Origin of the sequence: Xaviernesmea oryzae (assembly GCF_900109605.1) — a bacterium.
GTDB lineage: Bacteria > Pseudomonadota > Alphaproteobacteria > Rhizobiales > Rhizobiaceae > Xaviernesmea > Xaviernesmea oryzae.
Genome location: NZ_FOAM01000007.1, coordinates 134,496 through 152,004, shown reverse-complemented (window position 1 = coordinate 152,004; position 17,509 = coordinate 134,496). Strand labels below are relative to the sequence as shown.

At 62.6% G+C, this 17,509-nt stretch carries 14 protein-coding genes; 7 read left to right on the top strand and 7 right to left on the bottom strand.

Annotated elements, in window-relative coordinates:
* Positions 1 to 224: 224 nt before the first annotated feature.
* The 5 genes from BMX61_RS10950 (at position 225) to BMX61_RS10930 (ending at position 6,515) form a co-directional block, all read left to right on the top strand.
* The gene (locus BMX61_RS10950) at positions 225 to 1,451 is read left to right on the top strand and encodes an iron-containing alcohol dehydrogenase (protein ID WP_075629786.1); all 1,227 of its coding nucleotides are present in this window, start codon (positions 225 to 227) and stop codon (positions 1,449 to 1,451) included.
* Positions 1,452 to 1,504: 53 nt separating this feature from the next.
* Positions 1,505 to 2,953: an NAD-dependent succinate-semialdehyde dehydrogenase gene (locus BMX61_RS10945; protein ID WP_407703766.1), complete on the top strand. Its 1,449-nt coding sequence runs from the start codon at positions 1,505 to 1,507 to the stop codon at positions 2,951 to 2,953.
* A gap of 11 nt (positions 2,954 to 2,964) precedes the next feature.
* Positions 2,965 to 3,792 carry an alpha/beta hydrolase gene (locus tag BMX61_RS10940; protein WP_075629788.1) on the top strand — a complete coding sequence of 276 codons (828 nt, stop codon included), beginning with the start codon at positions 2,965 to 2,967 and terminating at the stop codon, positions 3,790 to 3,792.
* Positions 3,793 to 4,122: 330 nt separating this feature from the next.
* Complete coding sequence (locus tag BMX61_RS10935; RefSeq protein WP_075629789.1) at positions 4,123 to 4,614, top strand: putative pterin-binding protein; 492 nt, start codon at positions 4,123 to 4,125, stop codon at positions 4,612 to 4,614.
* Positions 4,611 to 6,515 (top strand): putative bifunctional diguanylate cyclase/phosphodiesterase, encoded by a 1,905-nt coding sequence (locus BMX61_RS10930; RefSeq protein WP_075629790.1) that lies wholly within the window; start codon positions 4,611 to 4,613, stop codon positions 6,513 to 6,515. The genes BMX61_RS10935 and BMX61_RS10930 overlap by 4 nt, the downstream gene beginning before the upstream one ends.
* A 20-nt stretch (positions 6,516 to 6,535) precedes the next feature.
* Here BMX61_RS10930 and BMX61_RS10925 read toward each other — a convergent pair whose 3' ends face one another.
* From BMX61_RS10925 to BMX61_RS10905, 5 genes are all read right to left on the bottom strand, one after another.
* A complete protein-coding gene (locus BMX61_RS10925; protein WP_075629791.1) occupies positions 6,536 to 7,030 on the bottom strand; it encodes a GNAT family N-acetyltransferase in 495 nt (164 codons plus the stop codon).
* Between the two features lie 17 nt (positions 7,031 to 7,047).
* Positions 7,048 to 7,926 carry a carbohydrate ABC transporter permease gene (locus BMX61_RS10920; protein ID WP_075629792.1) on the bottom strand — a complete coding sequence of 293 codons (879 nt, stop codon included), beginning with the start codon at positions 7,924 to 7,926 and terminating at the stop codon, positions 7,048 to 7,050.
* 3 nt (positions 7,927 to 7,929) lie between these two features.
* On the bottom strand, positions 7,930 to 8,820 hold the full coding sequence (locus tag BMX61_RS10915) for a carbohydrate ABC transporter permease (RefSeq protein ID WP_075629793.1): 891 nt from the start codon (positions 8,818 to 8,820) through the stop codon (positions 7,930 to 7,932).
* Positions 8,817 to 9,932, bottom strand: coding sequence for an ABC transporter ATP-binding protein (locus BMX61_RS10910; RefSeq protein ID WP_075629794.1), 1,116 nt, complete (start codon positions 9,930 to 9,932; stop codon positions 8,817 to 8,819). The genes BMX61_RS10915 and BMX61_RS10910 overlap by 4 nt, the downstream gene beginning before the upstream one ends.
* 123 nt (positions 9,933 to 10,055) lie before the next feature.
* Entirely contained in the window at positions 10,056 to 11,312 is a 1,257-nt protein-coding gene (locus BMX61_RS10905; protein WP_075629795.1) for an ABC transporter substrate-binding protein, read from the bottom strand.
* A gap of 156 nt (positions 11,313 to 11,468) precedes the next feature.
* On the opposite strand from BMX61_RS10905, the gene BMX61_RS10900 reads away from it, so the two are divergent.
* Together BMX61_RS10900 and BMX61_RS10895 are read left to right on the top strand one after the other, a co-directional pair.
* Positions 11,469 to 12,266, top strand: a complete 798-nt coding sequence (locus tag BMX61_RS10900; RefSeq protein ID WP_324610618.1) for a GntR family transcriptional regulator — start codon at positions 11,469 to 11,471, stop codon at positions 12,264 to 12,266.
* Positions 12,267 to 12,382: 116 nt separating this feature from the next.
* A complete protein-coding gene (locus BMX61_RS10895; protein ID WP_075629796.1) occupies positions 12,383 to 12,757 on the top strand; it encodes a VOC family protein in 375 nt (124 codons plus the stop codon).
* 210 nt (positions 12,758 to 12,967) lie between these two features.
* Here BMX61_RS10895 and BMX61_RS10890 read toward each other — a convergent pair whose 3' ends face one another.
* A complete protein-coding gene (locus BMX61_RS10890) occupies positions 12,968 to 16,153 on the bottom strand; it encodes an efflux RND transporter permease subunit (RefSeq protein WP_075629797.1) in 3,186 nt (1,061 codons plus the stop codon).
* 128 nt (positions 16,154 to 16,281) lie between these two features.
* On the bottom strand, positions 16,282 to 17,457 hold the full coding sequence (locus tag BMX61_RS10885) for an efflux RND transporter periplasmic adaptor subunit (protein ID WP_075629798.1): 1,176 nt from the start codon (positions 17,455 to 17,457) through the stop codon (positions 16,282 to 16,284).
* Positions 17,458 to 17,509 lie beyond the last annotated feature (52 nt).

Below are 17,509 nucleotides of genomic sequence, written 5' to 3'. Positions count from 1 at the left end.
CGCGGTTGCGTAATTCTGGCTTTGAATGGCGCTTACAGAGGCAAGCTTCACGCCTGTCGGCCACACCCACATAAGTTCGTTATTTCTTACCATTGGAAGAGGTCACGCCGCCGTGACACTCGCCAGCCGCCACAACGGATCGGCTTTCGTCCGCGCCCTTCGCCACTCGGGCAGAGCATGCGCGGCCGGGCAAACGACACAGTGCTCCTTAAAGGAAACCAGACATGACCCAGTTCGCCGCGATCCGGCTGCCGCATGAAATCCTGTTCGGCAAAGGGCATCGCCATGCCCTGCCCAAGGTGGCCGCGCGATTGGGCTCGAGGGCCTTGGTCTGCACGGACCAGCGCTTTGCGCAGACCCCGGTCTTCGCGCAGATGATCGCGGCGTTGCGTGCGGCATCGGTCGATATTCTGGTGCATGACGGGGTGTTGCCCGACGTGCCGCGCGATTCGGTCGCCGCCTGCGTGGAGGATGCGCGCGGCTTCAAGCCCGATATGGTCATTGGCCTTGGCGGCGGCAGTTGCCTCGACATGGCGAAATGCGCGGCCCTGCTCCTCACCCATGGCGGGCGGCTTCAGGATTACTATGGCGAGTTCAAGGTTCCCGGCCCGACTCTGCCCATCATTGCCATTCCCACCACGGCGGGGACCGGGTCCGAGGTCACGCCGGTGGCGGTCATCACCGATCCCGACCGCACGCTCAAGGTTGGCATCTCCAGCCCCTATCTGATCGCCACCACCGCGATCTGCGATCCGGACCTGACCATGTCCTGCCCGCAGGGACTGACTGCGGCAGCCGGCGCCGATGCCCTGACCCATGCGATCGAAGCCTTTACCGCCGCACGGCGCGGCACCGATCCGCTGCTGGCGCAGAACCATGTCTTTATCGGCAAGAGCGCCTTGACCGATCACTATGCGCTGCTGGCCATCAGGCTTCTCGGCCGCAGCCTGGAGAAGGCCTATCGTGATGGGTTCGATGAGGAGGCACGCGGCGAGGTGATGATGGGCGCGCTGGCCGCTGGCTGCGCCTTCGGCACCGCCGGCACGGCCGCCGCCCATGCCATCCAGTATCCAGCCGGCGCGCTGACCCACACGGCGCACGGCCTCGGTGTCGCGACGCTCATGCCCTATGTTATGAGCTATAACAGCGCGAACGCAGCGCCCGAGCTTGCCGAGATCGCATTGGCGCTCGGCATTGCGCCGAACGGGCGCAGTGTCGAACAGCTGGCGAAGGCGGCCATCGAGGAAGTGCGCCGCCTGTTCGAGGCGATCGGCATCACGCCCACCTTGCAGGCTCTCGGCCTGGGCGCGGACCAGATCGAATGGACCGCCGAACAAGCCTTCGGCATCGACCGGCTGATCAAGAACAACCCCCGCCCTTTCGATCTCGACGCCATGAAGCGGCTGGTGAAGGCCGCCTATGACGGCGATCTCGCCGCCAGTGCCATCTAATCCAGGATATCACGATGACCCTTGCTCAAACCGCACTCCATTCCATGCCGGACATGCCCGATATCGCGGCGGCCGCGCGCGGCCTCTATGTCGGCGGAACATGGCTGCCCTCCAGCTCCGGCCGCACGATCCCCGTTGTCGATCCCTCCACCGAGGCCGTGCTCGCGGCCGTGCCGGATGCGACGGCTGAGGACGTGGCGAAGGCCGTGGAGGCCGCCGCGTCGGCGGCACCGGCCTGGCAGGCAACACCGCCGCGCAAACGCTCCGAGATCCTGCGCCGCTGCTTCGACCTGATGATCGAGCGCGCGGATATGCTGGCAACCCTCATCTCGCTGGAGAATGGCAAGGCGCTCAAGGATGCGCGAGGCGAAGTGGCCTATGCCGCCGAGTTCTTCCGTTGGAATGCCGAGGAGGCCGTTCGCATCAGCGGCGAATATGCCCTGGCGCCGGCCGGGACCAACCGGATCATCGTCGATTACCAACCGATCGGCATCTGTCTGCTGATCACGCCTTGGAATTTTCCGGCCGCAATGGCCACGCGCAAGATCGCGCCGGCATTGGCGGCGGGCTGCACCGTCATCCTGAAGCCCGCGAGCGAAACGCCTCTGACGGCTTTCGCCCTGGCATCGCTCTACGAGGAGGCGGGCGTTCCCGCCGGCGTCGTCAATGTGTTGACGACGACGGACCCCGGCGCGATGACCTCGGCCATCCTCGCGGATCCCCGCGTGCGCAAGCTCTCCTTTACCGGCTCGACCGGCGTCGGCCGGGCGCTGCTGGCAGAGGCGGCCAAGCACGTGATCTCCTGCTCCATGGAGCTTGGCGGCAACGCGCCCTTCATCGTCTTCGATGATGCCGACCTCGAAGCCGCTCTGGATGGCCTGATGGTCGCCAAGATGCGCAACGCCGGCGAAGCCTGCACGGCAGCCAACCGCATCTATGTGCAAAACGGGCTCTACGAGGCTTTCGCAGACGGCCTGACGCGCCGCATGCAGGCCTTGCGCATTGGCGCCGGCGCTTCCGAGCAGACGGAGTGCGGACCGATGATCACCCGCAAGGCCGTGGACAAGATCGACAGGCTCGTGCTCGACGCAAAAACACGTGGTGCGACGGTGCTCTGCGGTGGCGACGTGCCGGAGGGCAAGGGATTCTTCTATCCGCCGACGGTGCTTGCCGACGTCTCCCCGGAGGCAGAAATGGCAAGCGAGGAGATTTTCGGGCCCGTGGCGCCGCTCTATCGCTTTGCCGATGAAGAGGAACTCGTTCGTCTGGCAAATGCGACTGAGTACGGCCTGGCGGCTTATGTGTATACCCGTGATATCGCACGCGGCCTGCGCGTCGCCTCCAGGATCGAAGCTGGCATGATCGGCCTCAACCGGGGCCTGGTGTCGGATCCTGCGGCGCCGTTCGGCGGTGTCAAGCAAAGCGGCCTCGGCCGCGAGGGCGGACAGCGTCACGGCATTCTGGAGTTCATGGAAGCCAAATACGTGGCCACCAGCTTTTGACGAGACAAGCCATGGACGGCGATCCGTTCCACATCAGAAGCCATGTCGAAAACTTTGACGATATCGTCGGCGATATCGTTCGACGCAGTGCGGCGGCGCGGCGTGATATCCCGATGATTGGCGATATCCGCTACGGCGAAGGGCCCGGCGAGACGCTCGACCTCTTCTTTCCGCAGGGGCCTCGCCGGAATCTGCCTGTGCATCTGTTCATCCACGGCGGCTACTGGCGGATGTTTTCGAAGCGCGACTATTCCTACATAGCGCAAGCCATCACCGCTGCAGGTGCCATTGCCGTCATCATCGATTATGCGCTCATGCCGACCGTCAGGCTGGAGGTGCTCGTCGACCAGACCCGCCAGGCTGCTCGATGGGTCACAGACACCATCGCCAGCCATGGTGGCGATCCGCATCGGCTGAGTGTGAGCGGGCACTCGGCCGGTGCGCATCTCGCGAGCTTTCTGCTGCATGAGGACAGGCCGCATCCGGGCGCCAAGACGGCATTTCTGCTTGGCGGATTATACGATCTGAAACCGCTGCAAAGCTCCTTTCTCGCAGCCGAGATTGGACTGACGGATGAGGAAGTGCGCCGCTTCACGCCCCTGATGCAGGCCTATGATCCGGCCTGCGAGGTCATCCTGGCCATTGGCGCAGACGAGACGCCACCCTTCCACGATCAGGCGAGGCAGTTTGCAAAGCTGCTCCAGAGCCAGACCGTCAAGGTTCGCTCCCTTTCGTTTACGGGCCAGAACCATATGAGCAGCGTTCAAGGTCTCGGAATACCGGGCACCGAGATCGGCCAATCGCTCATGATGGTGTTGAAACAGATCGAGCCGGATTGACGTCGTATTCGTTGATGCATTGTCAGTTCGGACGAACAGAACTGACTTCCTTTTCATCTTGATATGCGGTCCGGCAACGAACTGCAATTTGACAAAAATATTCATATTTCCGAATAAAAGATTTCATTCAATATTAACCTGTGAATATATATTTGTTGCAGTCTCTCAGGCGCAGCAATGATTCATGCAAGTCTGGCAATATATCCTTTCTTTTCGTGCAACCGCAATGATGTGAAACGCAGCCGGAATGTCGAGCCGATCCGTTCGGAGACGGCTGCGTCAGCCAGAGCGGCCAATCCGCAAGCTGCCAATAACATTGAAAGACAAGACATGCTGGACCGCAGAACGTTTGTGCTTGGCTGTGCGCTTGCCGCAGGGTTCGGGTCCGGGGACGCAGGCGCCATCGCTGCGGATGCGCCCATCCTTTCCCTACGCGGGCCGCAAGGCGAAGTGCTGAGCGAGCAATCGCTGGCAAGTCTCGATACGCTTCCGCAGAGCAAGTTCAAGACCTCTACGCCATGGCATAAGGGTGTGGTCGAATTCTCGGGCACTGCGTTGAGCGCCTATTTCGAGGCGGCGCATGTCTCACCGCGAAAGATCCGCCTGGTGGCGCTTAATGACTATGTCGTGGACGCGGAGGTGAGCGACCTGCTGGCTGGAGATGCGCTGCTCGCGACCCGTCAGAATGGCGTGCCGCTCCCCATCAGCGACAAGGGCCCAGTCTTCCTGATCTTTCCCTTCGACGCGCGCAGCGAGCTCCAGCACCAGTCCTATTACAGCCGCGCGGTCTGGCAGCTGACCGAAATCGATATTGTCGAATGATTGTCCGCGCGTCGAGCGAGCTGCCCGGACCCCTGCGACAGATCCGTGTGCCCCTGGTCCTGATCACGGCCGCGCTGGCCGTTTCGGCCATCATCTGCTCGCTGCTTGCCGTTCAATATCAAGAGCGGATCATGAAGGCCTCGCGCTACAACGACGCCTTTGACCTGTCGCAGACGGCAATCGAGCTCTTGCGATTTCAGTCCGTCGTGCAGGACTTCCTGGTCAGCGGGGATGCAAGGCCAATCGATTTGCGGCTGAACATCCTGAAGAACCGCTCGCAGATCAGCGCGGCGCGCGAGGATATCCGCGATGCCGAGCATAAAGCCTTCGTGGCCAGATTGCAGGCTTTGCTGGCCAGCATCCCGGACGGCTTCGGCGCTCGTCCACAGCCGGATGCCGCACGCGCGGTCCTGCAGGGGATCGCCCCCCTGATCTCACCCTGCCTGCGCATTGCATCGCGCGCCCATTCGCAAAGCGGCGACATCGTCCTCGAAAATCAGGTTCACCTACAATATATCTTTGCCGCGCTTTGCATCGTGATCCTGGCGCTGGTTCTCTTCGGTGCGGTTCTCGTTGCTTTTGTATCGCATCAGAATCGCAAGCTGGATGCCGTCGTGCGTCTGGACAATCTCACGGGCCTTGCCAACCGTCTCGGCTTTAATGCCGCTGTAACCGGGGCCAAGGACGATGTGATGGGCGTCCTCCTCGTCGATGTCGACCACTTCAAGGCGCTCAACGACACGCTCGGCCATGATGTCGGTGATCTTCTGCTCGCCAAGCTTGCCGAGCGCCTGACGATTTGTGCACCTGATGCCACGGCGATTGCGCGCATCGGCGGCGATGAATTCGCGCTCCTTTATTGCGGACGCGACGCGGAGGAACGCAGCCGGCGCGCGGCGGACATGATCATCCAGTCGATGACGGAGAGCGTGATCGTCGACGAGCGTGAGATCGATGTCAGCGTGACGATCGGCATGTGCATCGGCAGCGGCGCGGCGGAACGGTCCATGCTGTTCAACCATGCCGATCTCGCGCTCTATCGGGCAAAATCGGAAGGCCGCGGCCAATATCGGGTCTTTGTCCCCTCGATGCGCGACGACCTCCTGCGCCGTCAGCGACTGATGAACGATCTGCGCGGTGCCATTCGCCGCAACGAGCTGTTCCTGCTCTTCCAGCCCATCGTCTGCACCGTCAGTGGAAACACCAGCGGCTTCGAAGCCCTGCTGCGATGGCACCATCCGGAGCTGGATCTGGTGCCGCCTAGCGAATTCATCGATCTCGCGGAAAAGAGCGGGCAGATCGAAGCGATCGGCGCCTGGGTGATCGAACAGGCCTGCCGCGCTGCCGCGCAATGGCCAGAGGACCTGTTCATTTCCGTCAACGTCTCGGCGCGGCAACTGACCGACATGTCGTTGATCGCCGTGGTGACCGACAGCATCGCCGCCCACGCCGTCAACCCGCGCCGGCTGGTGATCGAGATCACCGAAAGCACGCTGATCGACAATGACACCTCAGCGCTTTCGGTCCTGCACGCATTGAAGCGGCTGGGCTGCCGCATCGCCCTCGACGATTTCGGCACGGGATACGCCTCCCTCAGCTATCTCCGGCGCTTTCCCTTCGACAAGCTCAAGATCGACCAATCCTTCCTGCGCCAGATCGGCGACAAGAACAGCGATAGCGCCAAGATCGTCAGAGCCATTGGCGATCTCGGGCGCCAGATGGATCTCTTAGTCGTGGCCGAAGGGGTGGAGACGCAGGAACAACTCGACCTCGTCCGCGAGGCCGGCTCTGTCCTGGGTCAGGGCTATCTCTTCGACCGCCCACTGACCCTGGATGCCGCACGCCACAGGGTGGCGAGGGAGCGAGGCCTTCGCCAGACGGCCGTGTTCCACAGCGCCTAAGAACATCACTCCGCGCGGGATCAGCCGGATATTTCGGTCGGCTGCGCCAGGGGCAACATCCCGCGATAGATGCCAGGGACCGACCCCTCGATCGGAATGGCGCCGACGCTTCGGCGATAGAACTCCATCGGACCCGCCCCGCCGATGACCCCATAGGCATAGCCTTGAGCATGCATATCGAGCAGCGTTTCGAGCAGCAGAGCCTGGCCGACGCCCTGTCCGCGCGCGGTCTGATCGACACCGGTCGGGCCGAAGAAGCCCTTGGCGGTCGCCTCATGGCAGGCAAAGCCGATCAGCGTCTCGTTCTTGACGGCGATGAAACAGGTGGTTGGCTGGCGCATGGTTGCAACGGTGGCTTCCGCCGCCCAGCCGGCGCCGAAGCGGGGCTGGATCCACGCCGTCAGCGCCGGCAGTTCGGGCGCCAGTACCCGCCGGATCGTGACCCCCTGCTGCGCCATGCGGCTGTCCAGGGCCGGATCGCGTTTCAAGTCGTAAAGTTTGACGAGCATATCCATGGTCTGTTCCTTTGTCTTCAGCCCTTCACGGCACCGGCGGTGAGCCCGGCGACGATGCGACGCTGGAACACAAGCACGACGGCGATAAGAGGCAGGGTCACGGTGACGGAGGCCGCCATGATCTGCCCGAAGGGATATTCAAATCGGCTGGTGCCGGCAATCAGACCGATGGCCACCGGCACGGTGCGGTTTTCATCCGTCAGCGTGAATGTCAGCGCGAACAGGAATTCGTTCCAGGCGAGAATGAAGGCGAGAATGCCGGTGCTTGCCAGAGACGGGCCCATCAAGGGCAGCAGAATCCGGGTCAGAATACGGAAATGCGAGCAGCCGTCGATGATGGCGGCCTCTTCCAGCTCACGCGGAAATTCTCGGATGAAGGTGGTGAGGATCCATGTCGTAAACGGCACGGTCGACAGCAGATAGGTGAGGATCAGCGCGCTCGGCCGGTTGAAGAGGCCCATCCAGTTGATGAGCTCGAACAGGCCCGACAGGACGACGACCTGCGGGAAGATCGAGATCATCAGCACGATCATCAGCATGGCGCGGCGCTGCGGAAAGTCGATCCGGCCGAGGGCGTAAGCCGCCGAGACGCCGATCACGAGAGATAGAAATGTCGTGGACACTGCGACATAGGCCGAATTGACGAGCGACCCCATGAAAATGGGATTGTCGATCAGCTGCCGGTAATAGGTGAAATCCAGCGCCGGCAGCAGCGCCGAACGATAAAGCGCAGCGCCCTGCTTGGTGGAGGAGACGAAAGCCCAGTAATAGGGAAAGAGCGTGTAGACCAGCACGAGCAGCAGCGCGAAAATCTGCAGACCGCGTACGATCCGCCGTTTCGTCCGGTACAAGGACGAAAGCCTGCGCGGTGATCGTTGCACAATGGCGTTTTGCATGGCTCAGGCCCCCGTCGCCCTGTCGAGTCGCAGGACCCCGATGATGATGATGGCCACCAGCGCGACCAGCAGGAAGACCCAGGTCGAGGCCGCCGAGCCGACACCGAGCTCCTGGAAGCTGATCAGCCTGTCGCGTGCATAGATCGACACCGTCATGACGTTTTCATTGCTGGCGGCGAGCACATAGGCCAGATCGAACATACGCAGGGCATCCAGAACGCGAAACAGCACGGCAACGCCGATAGCCGGACGCAGCATGGGCAGCGTGATCGACCAGAAGCGTTTCCAGGCCGGTATGCCGTCGACCTCAGCCGCTTCGAAAATCTCCGGCGAAATCAGCTGCAATCCGGCCAGGATCAGCAGCACCATGAAGGGCGTCGTCATCCAGACATCGACGAAGATCACCACGCCCATGATCAGCGAGCTGCTGGCAGTCCAGGCAATGCCGTGATCGACGAGGCCGAGCCCGGACAAGATCTTGTTGATGACGCCGAACTGATCGTTGAGCATCCATTCCCACATTTTGGTGGCGACCACCACGGGAATGGCCCAGGGCACCAGAATGGCGGCGCGCGCCAGCCCGCGTCCGGGAATGGCCGAGTTCAACAGCAAGGCGATCGCCAGGCCGAGAACCGTTTCGATGGCGACCGAAATCACGGTGAAGACCAGCGTGTTCTTGACCGCGATCCACCAGCTATGATCCGTCACCACCTCGATGAAATTGTCGAAGCCGACGATCGAATAGGCCGAGGGGTCATCGAGATAAGCATTGGTGAAGGAGAAATAGAAGGTTCGAGCGAGCGGCCAGACGGCAACCAGCAGGATGACGGCAGTCACCGGCAGAAGAAAGAGCCAGGCCGCCCGGTGATCGCGGCGAGCAAGTTTGGCGCTCATGGCAGGGAAGCCTCCCCGGCCTGGTCTTTCAGCCCGGCAGAAAGAATGCGCCGGCCATCGGCGGCAAAGGCAAAGACCGCCGAGGCGGGAAAATCCAGTCCCGCCGGCTTGCCGATCCTGTCAGGCAAAGGGGCCTGCGGCAGCCGAATGACCCAGACCGTGTCGTCGCTGATCCGGCAATAGCCGAAATGCTCATGGCCCAGATCCTCGACGCGCTCCAGAATGCAGCGGATACGCCCTTCCTCTTGGTCCACCAGACGCAGATTTTCCGGACGGATGCCGATCTCGGCCACGGGGGTTTCATCGGCGCTGGCATCGAGCGCCAGGATGAGATGCCCCGCCCCTGCGATCTGCGGTCCATCGGCTGCCATATGCGAGGAGACAGACATGAAGTTCATGCGGGGGCTGCCGATGAAGCCTGCGACGAAGCGATTGTCCGGGGCGTGATAGAGCTCTCGCGGCGTTCCGACCTGCTCGATCCGCCCTTGGTTCAGAACGACGATCCGGTCGGCAAGCGTCATCGCTTCGGACTGGTCATGGGTGACATAGATCATCGTTGTCTTGACGTCCTTGTGCAGCCTGGCGATTTCCAGGCGCATCTCCATGCGCAGGTCGGAATCAAGGTTGGACAGGGGCTCGTCGAAGAGGAAGATCTCGGGCTGGCGCACCAGCGCCCTGCCGATCGCCACGCGCTGGCGCTGGCCGCCGGACAACTCGCGGGGCCGGCGATCCATGAGATGGTCGACCTTGAGCATGCGCGCGACGGCCAGGACCTTCTGGTTGACCACATCCTTCGCCAGACCCAGCGTTTCCAGGGCAAAGCCGATATTGCGGGCCACGCTCATATGCGGATAGAGCGCATAAGACTGAAAGACGAAGGCAACGCCCCGGCGTGAGGCAGGAACCTCCGTCACGTCTTCACCGCCGATCGCCACAACGCCATTGGAGGGCGCGACGAGGCCGGCGACGATGCGCAAAAGGGTGGATTTGCCGCATCCCGAGGGACCGACGAAAACCACGAATTCACCGTCTTCGATCTGCAGATCGACGGCATGAATAACCGCGTGGGTGCCGAAATTCTTCGACACGGACTGAAGGGAAACCGATGCCATTGTTCACCTGGGCTTGGGACGATACAGGGCACGCCTCTCTGGCCGGCGGCGCGACGCGTCGAGGCGGAGCACGGCCGCCGGTCTCCTGCCGCAGAAGACCGGCGGCCTGCGATCAGGCCAGGTTCAACGGCTTTCTTTCAGCTTTTCCAGCCGTGCCGCCAGGGTCTTCAACCCCGACTTGATGTCGCCGCTTCCCGAGAGCATGTCGTGAACCGACCGGTAGAAGGCCTGGGACACGCGGTTGTAGCTGGTACCGGTATAGCCGGACGGACGCACCGCACTGTCGGCAAAGGCCTGCTGGTTGTCCTTCAGGAAGGGAATGGTCGCCAGCACCTCGGCATCGTTGTAAAGCGCCGGGATGGATGGATTGACGGCATCCTTCAGCGCCCGCTTCTTCTGCATGTCGGGGCCGGTGATGAAGTTGACGAAATCGGCCGCGACGTTCGGCTTGGCGCTGTATTTGGATACGCCGTAATACATCGGACCCAGGCAGCCGCTGGACTTCTGGCCGATGCTGCCGACCGGCAGCGGCATCACGCCGACCTTGTCGATGACGGCGCTGCCTTCCTTGTGCGAGGAGCCCCAGACATAGGGCCAGTTGCGATGGAAAACGGCATTGCCGGATTCGAACACCGCGCGGGAGGCTTCCTCATCGTAATTGAGCGTGCCCTCAGGGCTGATCGTGCCGATCCAGCCCTTGGCCTTTTCGATTGCCTCGGCCGCCTTGGGATTGTCGATCGTCACCTTGCCGTCGTCGGCAATGATCGTGCCGCCGCCGTTTGAGGCGATCAGTTCGATGGCGTCGCAGGTCAGGCCTTCATAGCTCTTTGCCTGCCAGACATAGCCCCACATTTCGCCTTTGCCGGCGGCGCGTTCCTTGTCCTGGATCTCCTTGGCCGTGGCGGCCAGTTCGTCCCAAGTCTTGGGTTGCGGCTTGCCGTATTTTTCCAGAAGATCCTTGCGGTAGAACATCAGCCCGACATCCATGTAGGCGGGCATGGCAACCAGATTTCCATCCAGCTTCGCGGCATTCAGCGTGGAGGCGAAATGCTTGTCCTGATCGGCTTGCGGAATGGCGGTCTTCAGGTCGAGCAGGCCATTCTTGAACATGCCGAGCCAGATGACATCGAGAAACAGCACGTCGATATCGGTCGATTTCGCTGCGAGCAGCTGCTGGTAGATCGGAATGGCGTCATCCAGCAAGGCGGGCATCTTGTTGATTTTCGCTTCGTTGCCCGTCTTCTCCTTCCAGGCATCGGCAACGCTGCTGCACAGTTCGAACTCCGTCGGCGCGCAGAAGACGGAAATCGTTTCCGCATGAGCCGCTCCGCTCCAAAGAACGGCGGATACAGCAATAGTGGCAAGGCTCTTCCAAGACATGATCGTTCCCTCAATTATGATAGATCTGACGTCTGCGGAACTCTTCGGTTCGCTTGAAGGCAATGAAGCTGGTTATGACCAGTCATGTCAACTGACAGAGTCAGGAATTTTAGGTAAGGGTTGCGGGGACGGGACGTGGGCCGAGGAAGAACGGACGTGACGGTGCGCGAGGCAGACGACGCATGGGTGGCGGCACGGGGTGCTGTGGACCGGGCCGATCCGCGTCCACTGCACAAGCAGGTCTATGAGGCGCTGCTGGCGGCGATCAACAATGGCAGACTGCCACTGCGCGGCAAGCTGCCTTCCGAGCGCGAACTGGTGGATCTCTATGCCGTCAGCCGCATTACGATCCGCCATGCCATCCGCGAATTGATGCAGCAGGGCGTGGTGCACAGCCAGCCGGGAAAGGGGCTTTACGTCACCCAGCGTGGCGGAAGTTTCGAGCTGCAGGTTCTCAAGAGCTTCACCAGCATCGCGCTCGCCAATGGTCGTACGCCCGGCCAGCACCTGCTCGATGCCCGCCTGGTGCCTGCGCCCCCCGAGATCAGCCGCCCTCTGTTTCTCGGTCCCGGCGCGGAAGTGGTGCTTCTTTCACGGCTGCGCCTGCTCGACGCGGTCCCTGTCGTCATCCAGACAGACTGGATCCCGGCCGTGCGCGTGCCCGGCCTTCTGAACCTCGACTGGCAGACGGGCAATCGCTCGCTCTATGAGGAGCTGCGCGAACGCTACCACATCGTTCCCAGACGCGGGCAGACGACGCTCAGCGCCCGGCTCGCAACCGACAGCGAGGCGGCGACCTTGCAATTGTCGCCCCCCGCTGCCGTGCTCACGGTCGATCAGATCGCGTTTGACGACCGCAACCGGCCGGTCAACATGACGGCCCTCGTGCATCATCCGCTGCGCTATCCGCTGACGCTTCTGCAATCGGAAACCGGAGATTTCACGCAATACTGACGCTGCGCGGACCTGCGGCGTCGAGCGCGCTTAGGTATGGAGCGCCCTTCCAAAATTGTGGCGCATGCCGTCATGATAGACACCGCAGCGGCGCACACGTTCGAAGAGGAACCAGCATGTTCACGCATATCATGATTGGCAGCAACGACCTGGAGCAGGCCCGTCAGTTCTACGACGCGACCTTCAAGGCACTGGGAGGCGACGTTGGGGAGATGGATGAGCGGGGCAGGCTCATCTATCTGCACAAGGGTGGCCGGCTGATGATCACGACGCCGATCGACGGCAATCCGGCAACCCATGCCAATGGCGGTACGATCGGCATCGCCGCCGACAGTCCGGCCCATGTGCTCGCCTGGCACGAGGCCGGCACCGCACATGGCGGCACCTCGATCGAGACCCCGCCCAACGAGCGCCCCAACGGCGCCTTTGTCGCCTATCTCCGCGATCCCGATGGAAACAAGCTGAGCGTCAGGTCTCAGGCAACACGCTAAGCCAAGACGGAGAACGGACCCTCGGGCAGCAAGCCGGTCACGATAAGTCTGCTGTCCGCGTCGCGAAACCCTTTTGGGTGATGCATGGTTGAGACAACAGCGGCGCGCTCGGACCGAGCGATAACTGCCCCAGGCAACCTCGAATGGCAAACCCCAAACGGGGTCGCCGCGCGGGCTCCGGTGGAAGAGCCCGCGCGACTGGAGGCCAGCCTACTCCGCTGGAGAGAGAGCCGGAGCGGCGGCCTCCGCACCGTGCTGCCGCAAGGGGCGGCTGCCGGTCAGCAAGCGGGCGAGCATGTAGAAGACCGGGGTCATGAAGATGCCGAAGAAGGTCACCCCGATCATGCCGGAAAAGACGGCGATGCCCATGGCGGTGCGCATTTCCGCCCCGGCGCCGGTCGAAAGCACCAGCGGCACCACGCCCATGATGAAGGCCATGGAGGTCATCAGGATCGGGCGCAGACGCAAGCGGCTTGCCTCGACGGCCGCCTGGAAGGGCGTGCGCCCTTCGAATTCCAGCTCGCGGGCGAACTCTACGATCAGGATCGCATTCTTCGCCGAGAGCCCCACCAGCACCACCAGGCCGATCTGCGTGAAGATGTTGTTGTCGCCTCCGGTCAGCCAGACCCCCGTCAGCGCCGCCAGCACGCCCATCGGCACGATCATGATGATCGCCAGCGGCAGGACGAGGCTTTCATACTGCGCCGCCAGCACCAGGTAGACGAGCAGCAGGGCTAGCGGGAAGACGACCACGCTCGAATTGCCGGCCAGGATCTGCTGGTAGGTCAGATCCGTCCATTCGAACTCGATACCGGATGGCAGCGTGTCGGTGAGGATCTTGGTTATCGCCTCCTGCGCTTGGCCCGACGAAAAGCCGGGGGCAGGACCGCCATTGATATCCGCGGCGAGAAAGCCGTTATAGCGCGTCGTGCGTTCCGGCCCGGTCTGGGCGTCGACCTTCAGGAGAGCCGAAAGCGGGATCATCTGGCCGGATTGCGAGCGGACCTTCAGCTGGCCGATATCTTCCGGCTTGGCGCGGAACTTCGCATCCGCCTGCACCCGGACGCTGTAGGTTCGGCCGAAGGCATTGAAGTCGTTGACATAGAGCGAGCCGAGATAGATCTGCAGCGTTTCGAAGACATCCGTGACAGAAACGCCGAGCTGTTCGGCTTTGGCACGGTCGAGATCGGCGTAAAGCTGCGGCACGTTGATCTGGAAGCTCGAGAAGATGCCGGCCAGCTCGGGCGTCTGGTAGGCCTTGGCGAGAACCGCCTTGGCCGCTTCGTCGAGCGTCTGATTGCCGAGGCCGGCGCGGTCCTCGATCTGCAGCTTGAAGCCGCCCGTCGTGCCGAGGCCGTTGACCGGCGGCGGCGGGAACATGGCGATATAAGCGTCCTCGATACCGGCGAACTTCTGGTTCAGCGCCATGGCAATTGCGCCGCCCGAAAGCTCCGGCGTCTTGCGTTTCTCGAAATCGTCGAGCACGGCAAAAACGATGCCGGCATTCGAGCCGATGGTGAACCCGTTGATCGACAGGCCGGGGAAGGCGATGGCGTGTTCGACGCCAGGCTGCTCCAGCGCAATGGCGCTCATCCGCTTGATCACGCTTTCGGTCCGGTCCAGCGTCGCCCCATCGGGCAGCTGGGCAAAACCGATCAGATATTGCTTGTCCTGCGCCGGTACGAAGCCGCTCGGCACGGTGTGGAACATGCTGTAGGTGGCGCCGACCAGCGCCAGATAGAGGATCATGACCAGGCTCTTGCGCGACAGCAGCCCGCCGACCGAGCGGCCATAGCCATTGGACGCCGCTCCGAATGCGCGGTTGAAGCCGCGGAAGAACCAGCCGAAGATCGCATCCATGAAGCGGGTGAGCCAGTCCTTCTTGGCATGATGGTCCTTCAGCAGCAGAGCGGCCAGCGCCGGCGACAGGGTCAGCGAGTTCAGCGCCGAGATCACGGTCGAGATGGCGATGGTGAGCGCGAACTGACGGTAGAACTGTCCCGACAAGCCGCTGATGAAGGCGAGCGGCACGAAGACGGCGACCAGCACCAGCGCGATCGCGATGATCGGGCCGGAGACTTCCTTCATGGCCTTGTAGGTCGCATCCCGAGGGCTGAGACCGTTTTCGATGTTGCGTTCGACATTTTCCACGACGACGATCGCGTCATCGACGACGATGCCGATCGCCAGGACCAGCCCGAACAATGTCAGCGCATTGATCGAGAAACCGAAGGCGTACATCACCGCGAAGGTGCCGATGATCGACACGGGCACGGCGATCAGCGGAATGATCGAGGCGCGCCAGGTCTGCAGGAAGAGGATGACGACGAGCACGACGAGCGCGATGGCTTCGAGCAGGGTGTCGATCACCTTCTCGATCGAGGCGCGCACGAATTTGGTCGTGTCGTAGACGATCTCATATTTCATGCCCTGCGGCATGGCGAGCTGGAGCTGATCCATGGTGGCCTTGACGGTGTCGGCGATCTCGATCGCATTCGACCCCGGCGCCTGGAGCACGGCGACGGCAACCGCCGGACGACCGTCGAGCAGCGAACGCAGCGTGTAGTCGGCGGCGCCCAGCTCGATACGGGCCACGTCGCGCAGGCGGGTGATTTCGCCCTGGTCACCGCTCTTGACGATGATGTTGCCGAACTCTTCCGGCGTGCGCAGGCGTCCTTGCGCATTGACGTTCAGCTGCAGATCGACGCCCGACTGGCTCGGCGAAGCGCCAATGATGCCGGCCGCCGCCTGGACGTTCTGGTTGCGGATGGCGTTCGACACATCGCTGGCCGCAAGCCCATGCTCGGCGGCCTTTTGCGGATCGATCCAGACACGCATCGAATAGTCGCCTGCACCGAAGACCTGCACCTGACCGACGCCCTGGACGCGGTTCAGCCGGTCCTTGACGTTCAGCGTCGCATAATTGCGCAGATAGGTGATGTCGTAGCGGTCGGCCTCGGAGACCAGGTTGACGACCATGATGAAATCGGGCGAGCTCTTGACGGTCGTCAGACCGAGCGCACGCACTTCGGCCGGCAGGCGCGGCTCGGCCTGCGAGACGCGGTTCTGCACGAGCTGCTGCGCCTTGTCCGGATCGGTGCCGAGCTTGAACGTGACGGTGACGTTCAAGACGCCGTCCGACGTCGCCTGGCTGGACATGTAGAGCATGTCCTCGACGCCGTTGATCTGTTCCTCCAACGGCGTTGCCACCGTTTCGGCAATCACCGTCGGATTGGCGCCGGGATAGGTGGCGCGCACGACGATCGAAGGCGGCACGACATTGGGATATTCGGAAATCGGCAGCGACCGCATGCCGATCAAGCCGGCAACCACGATGAGGATCGACAGAACGGCGGCAAAGACCGGCCTGTCGATGAAGAAGCGGGAAATATTCATCTCGGATACCCTCTCTCCAGAGGCAAACAAAGGCGCAGAAACTCCGTCCCGCGGCCGGGCGGCCGCAGGCGATCACGGTCCATGCGCTGTCAGGGGTTCAGGGCTGACCGGCGGCGCCGGTCAGCGCATTATTTGTTGGCGACCTCGGCTTCGTCGTGAGGCGCCACCACCGCGCCTGGACGAATACGCTGCAAGCCATTGACGACGATCCGGTCGCCCGGGTTCAAACCCTTTTCGACGATGCGAAGCCCATCGACCGCGGACCCCAGCTCCACCTGCCGGTATCCCACCTTGTTCTCACCATCGACCACGAAGACGAACTTCTTGTCCTGATCGGTGCCGACGGCTTTCTCGCTGACCATCAGGTGATCCTGGGCCTGAGGCTGGCCCATGCGCACCCGCACGAACTGGCCGGGAATGAGCCTGGAGCCTGGATTGTCGAACACAGCCCGAACGCGGATCGTGCCGCTGGCGGCATTCACCTCGTTATCGATCAGCTGCAACTTGCCGCGCACCGGCATCTCCGCGCCGAGGGTGCTGACCTCGACCGGCACGCGATCGATCGCCGGCACGCCGTTTTCGACCGGCAGATCGGCAAGCGTCTGCGCCACCAGCTCTTCGCTGGCATCGAAGCTCGCATAGATCGGATCGCTCGAAACCAGCGTGACCAGCGGCGCGGCCTGAGAGCCCGCGGCCACGAGATTGCCGACAGTTATCTCTAACTTACCGACACGTCCCGCGATCGGAGCGCGGATCTGCGTATAGTCGAGGTTGAGCTGCGCCGTCTTCAGGGTCGCCTTGGCGGACTGAAGATTGGCGAGCGCCTCGCGCGCTGCGCTCTGGCGCTGGGTCAGATCGCTTTGCGAGACGATGTTCTTGGCCGACAGGGTCTTGCCGCGCTCCAGCTCGGTGGTGGCAAATGCCAGCTTGGCTTCGGCCGAAGCGACCTGGCCTTCCGCCTGGGCAACCTCGGCTTTGTAGGGTTCCGGGTCGATGGTCACCAGAAGGTCGCCAGCCTTCACCAGGCCGCCTTCGCGGAAATGCACCGACTGGATGGCGCCGGCCACGCGCGGGCGGATCTGGACGCGGTCGACCGCTTCCAGCCGGCCGGAAAACTCCTGCCAGGTGGTGACATTGCGCGGGTTGACCACCGCCACCGTCACCGGAACGGCCGGAGCCGCCGCCGGCGCGGGCGCAGCGACGGCATCATGCGGCAGGTCGAGATAAACGGCGGCCCCTGCAATCAGCGCAGCCGTGCTCAGTCCGGCGCCCCACAGGGCCCAGTTCCTTATCCTCGATATCATGGGTTCTCTCCTTAACGTGTCGAGAGAGGCTCGATCTCCCGCTTCCGATGAA

Bases quoted from the DNA above. Each gene is read 5' to 3' on its own strand.
- BMX61_RS10945 (WP_407703766.1), top strand. From the start codon at position 1,505: ATGCCCGATATCGCGGCGGCCGCGCGCGGCCTCTATGTCGGCGGAACA.
- BMX61_RS10920 (WP_075629792.1), bottom strand. From the start codon at position 7,926: ATGCAAAACGCCATTGTGCAACGATCACCGCGCAGGCTTTCGTCCTTG.
- BMX61_RS10950 (WP_075629786.1), top strand. From the start codon at position 225: ATGACCCAGTTCGCCGCGATCCGGCTGCCGCATGAAATCCTGTTCGGC.
- BMX61_RS10925 (WP_075629791.1), bottom strand. From the start codon at position 7,030: ATGGATATGCTCGTCAAACTTTACGACTTGAAACGCGATCCGGCCCTG.
- BMX61_RS10910 (WP_075629794.1), bottom strand. From the start codon at position 9,932: ATGGCATCGGTTTCCCTTCAGTCCGTGTCGAAGAATTTCGGCACCCAC.
- BMX61_RS10905 (WP_075629795.1), bottom strand. From the start codon at position 11,312: ATGTCTTGGAAGAGCCTTGCCACTATTGCTGTATCCGCCGTTCTTTGG.
- BMX61_RS10930 (WP_075629790.1), top strand. From the start codon at position 4,611: ATGATTGTCCGCGCGTCGAGCGAGCTGCCCGGACCCCTGCGACAGATC.
- BMX61_RS10895 (WP_075629796.1), top strand. From the start codon at position 12,383: ATGTTCACGCATATCATGATTGGCAGCAACGACCTGGAGCAGGCCCGT.
- BMX61_RS10890 (WP_075629797.1), bottom strand. From the start codon at position 16,153: ATGAATATTTCCCGCTTCTTCATCGACAGGCCGGTCTTTGCCGCCGTT.
- BMX61_RS10940 (WP_075629788.1), top strand. From the start codon at position 2,965: ATGGACGGCGATCCGTTCCACATCAGAAGCCATGTCGAAAACTTTGAC.
- BMX61_RS10935 (WP_075629789.1), top strand. From the start codon at position 4,123: ATGCTGGACCGCAGAACGTTTGTGCTTGGCTGTGCGCTTGCCGCAGGG.
- BMX61_RS10915 (WP_075629793.1), bottom strand. From the start codon at position 8,820: ATGAGCGCCAAACTTGCTCGCCGCGATCACCGGGCGGCCTGGCTCTTT.
- BMX61_RS10885 (WP_075629798.1), bottom strand. From the start codon at position 17,457: ATGATATCGAGGATAAGGAACTGGGCCCTGTGGGGCGCCGGACTGAGC.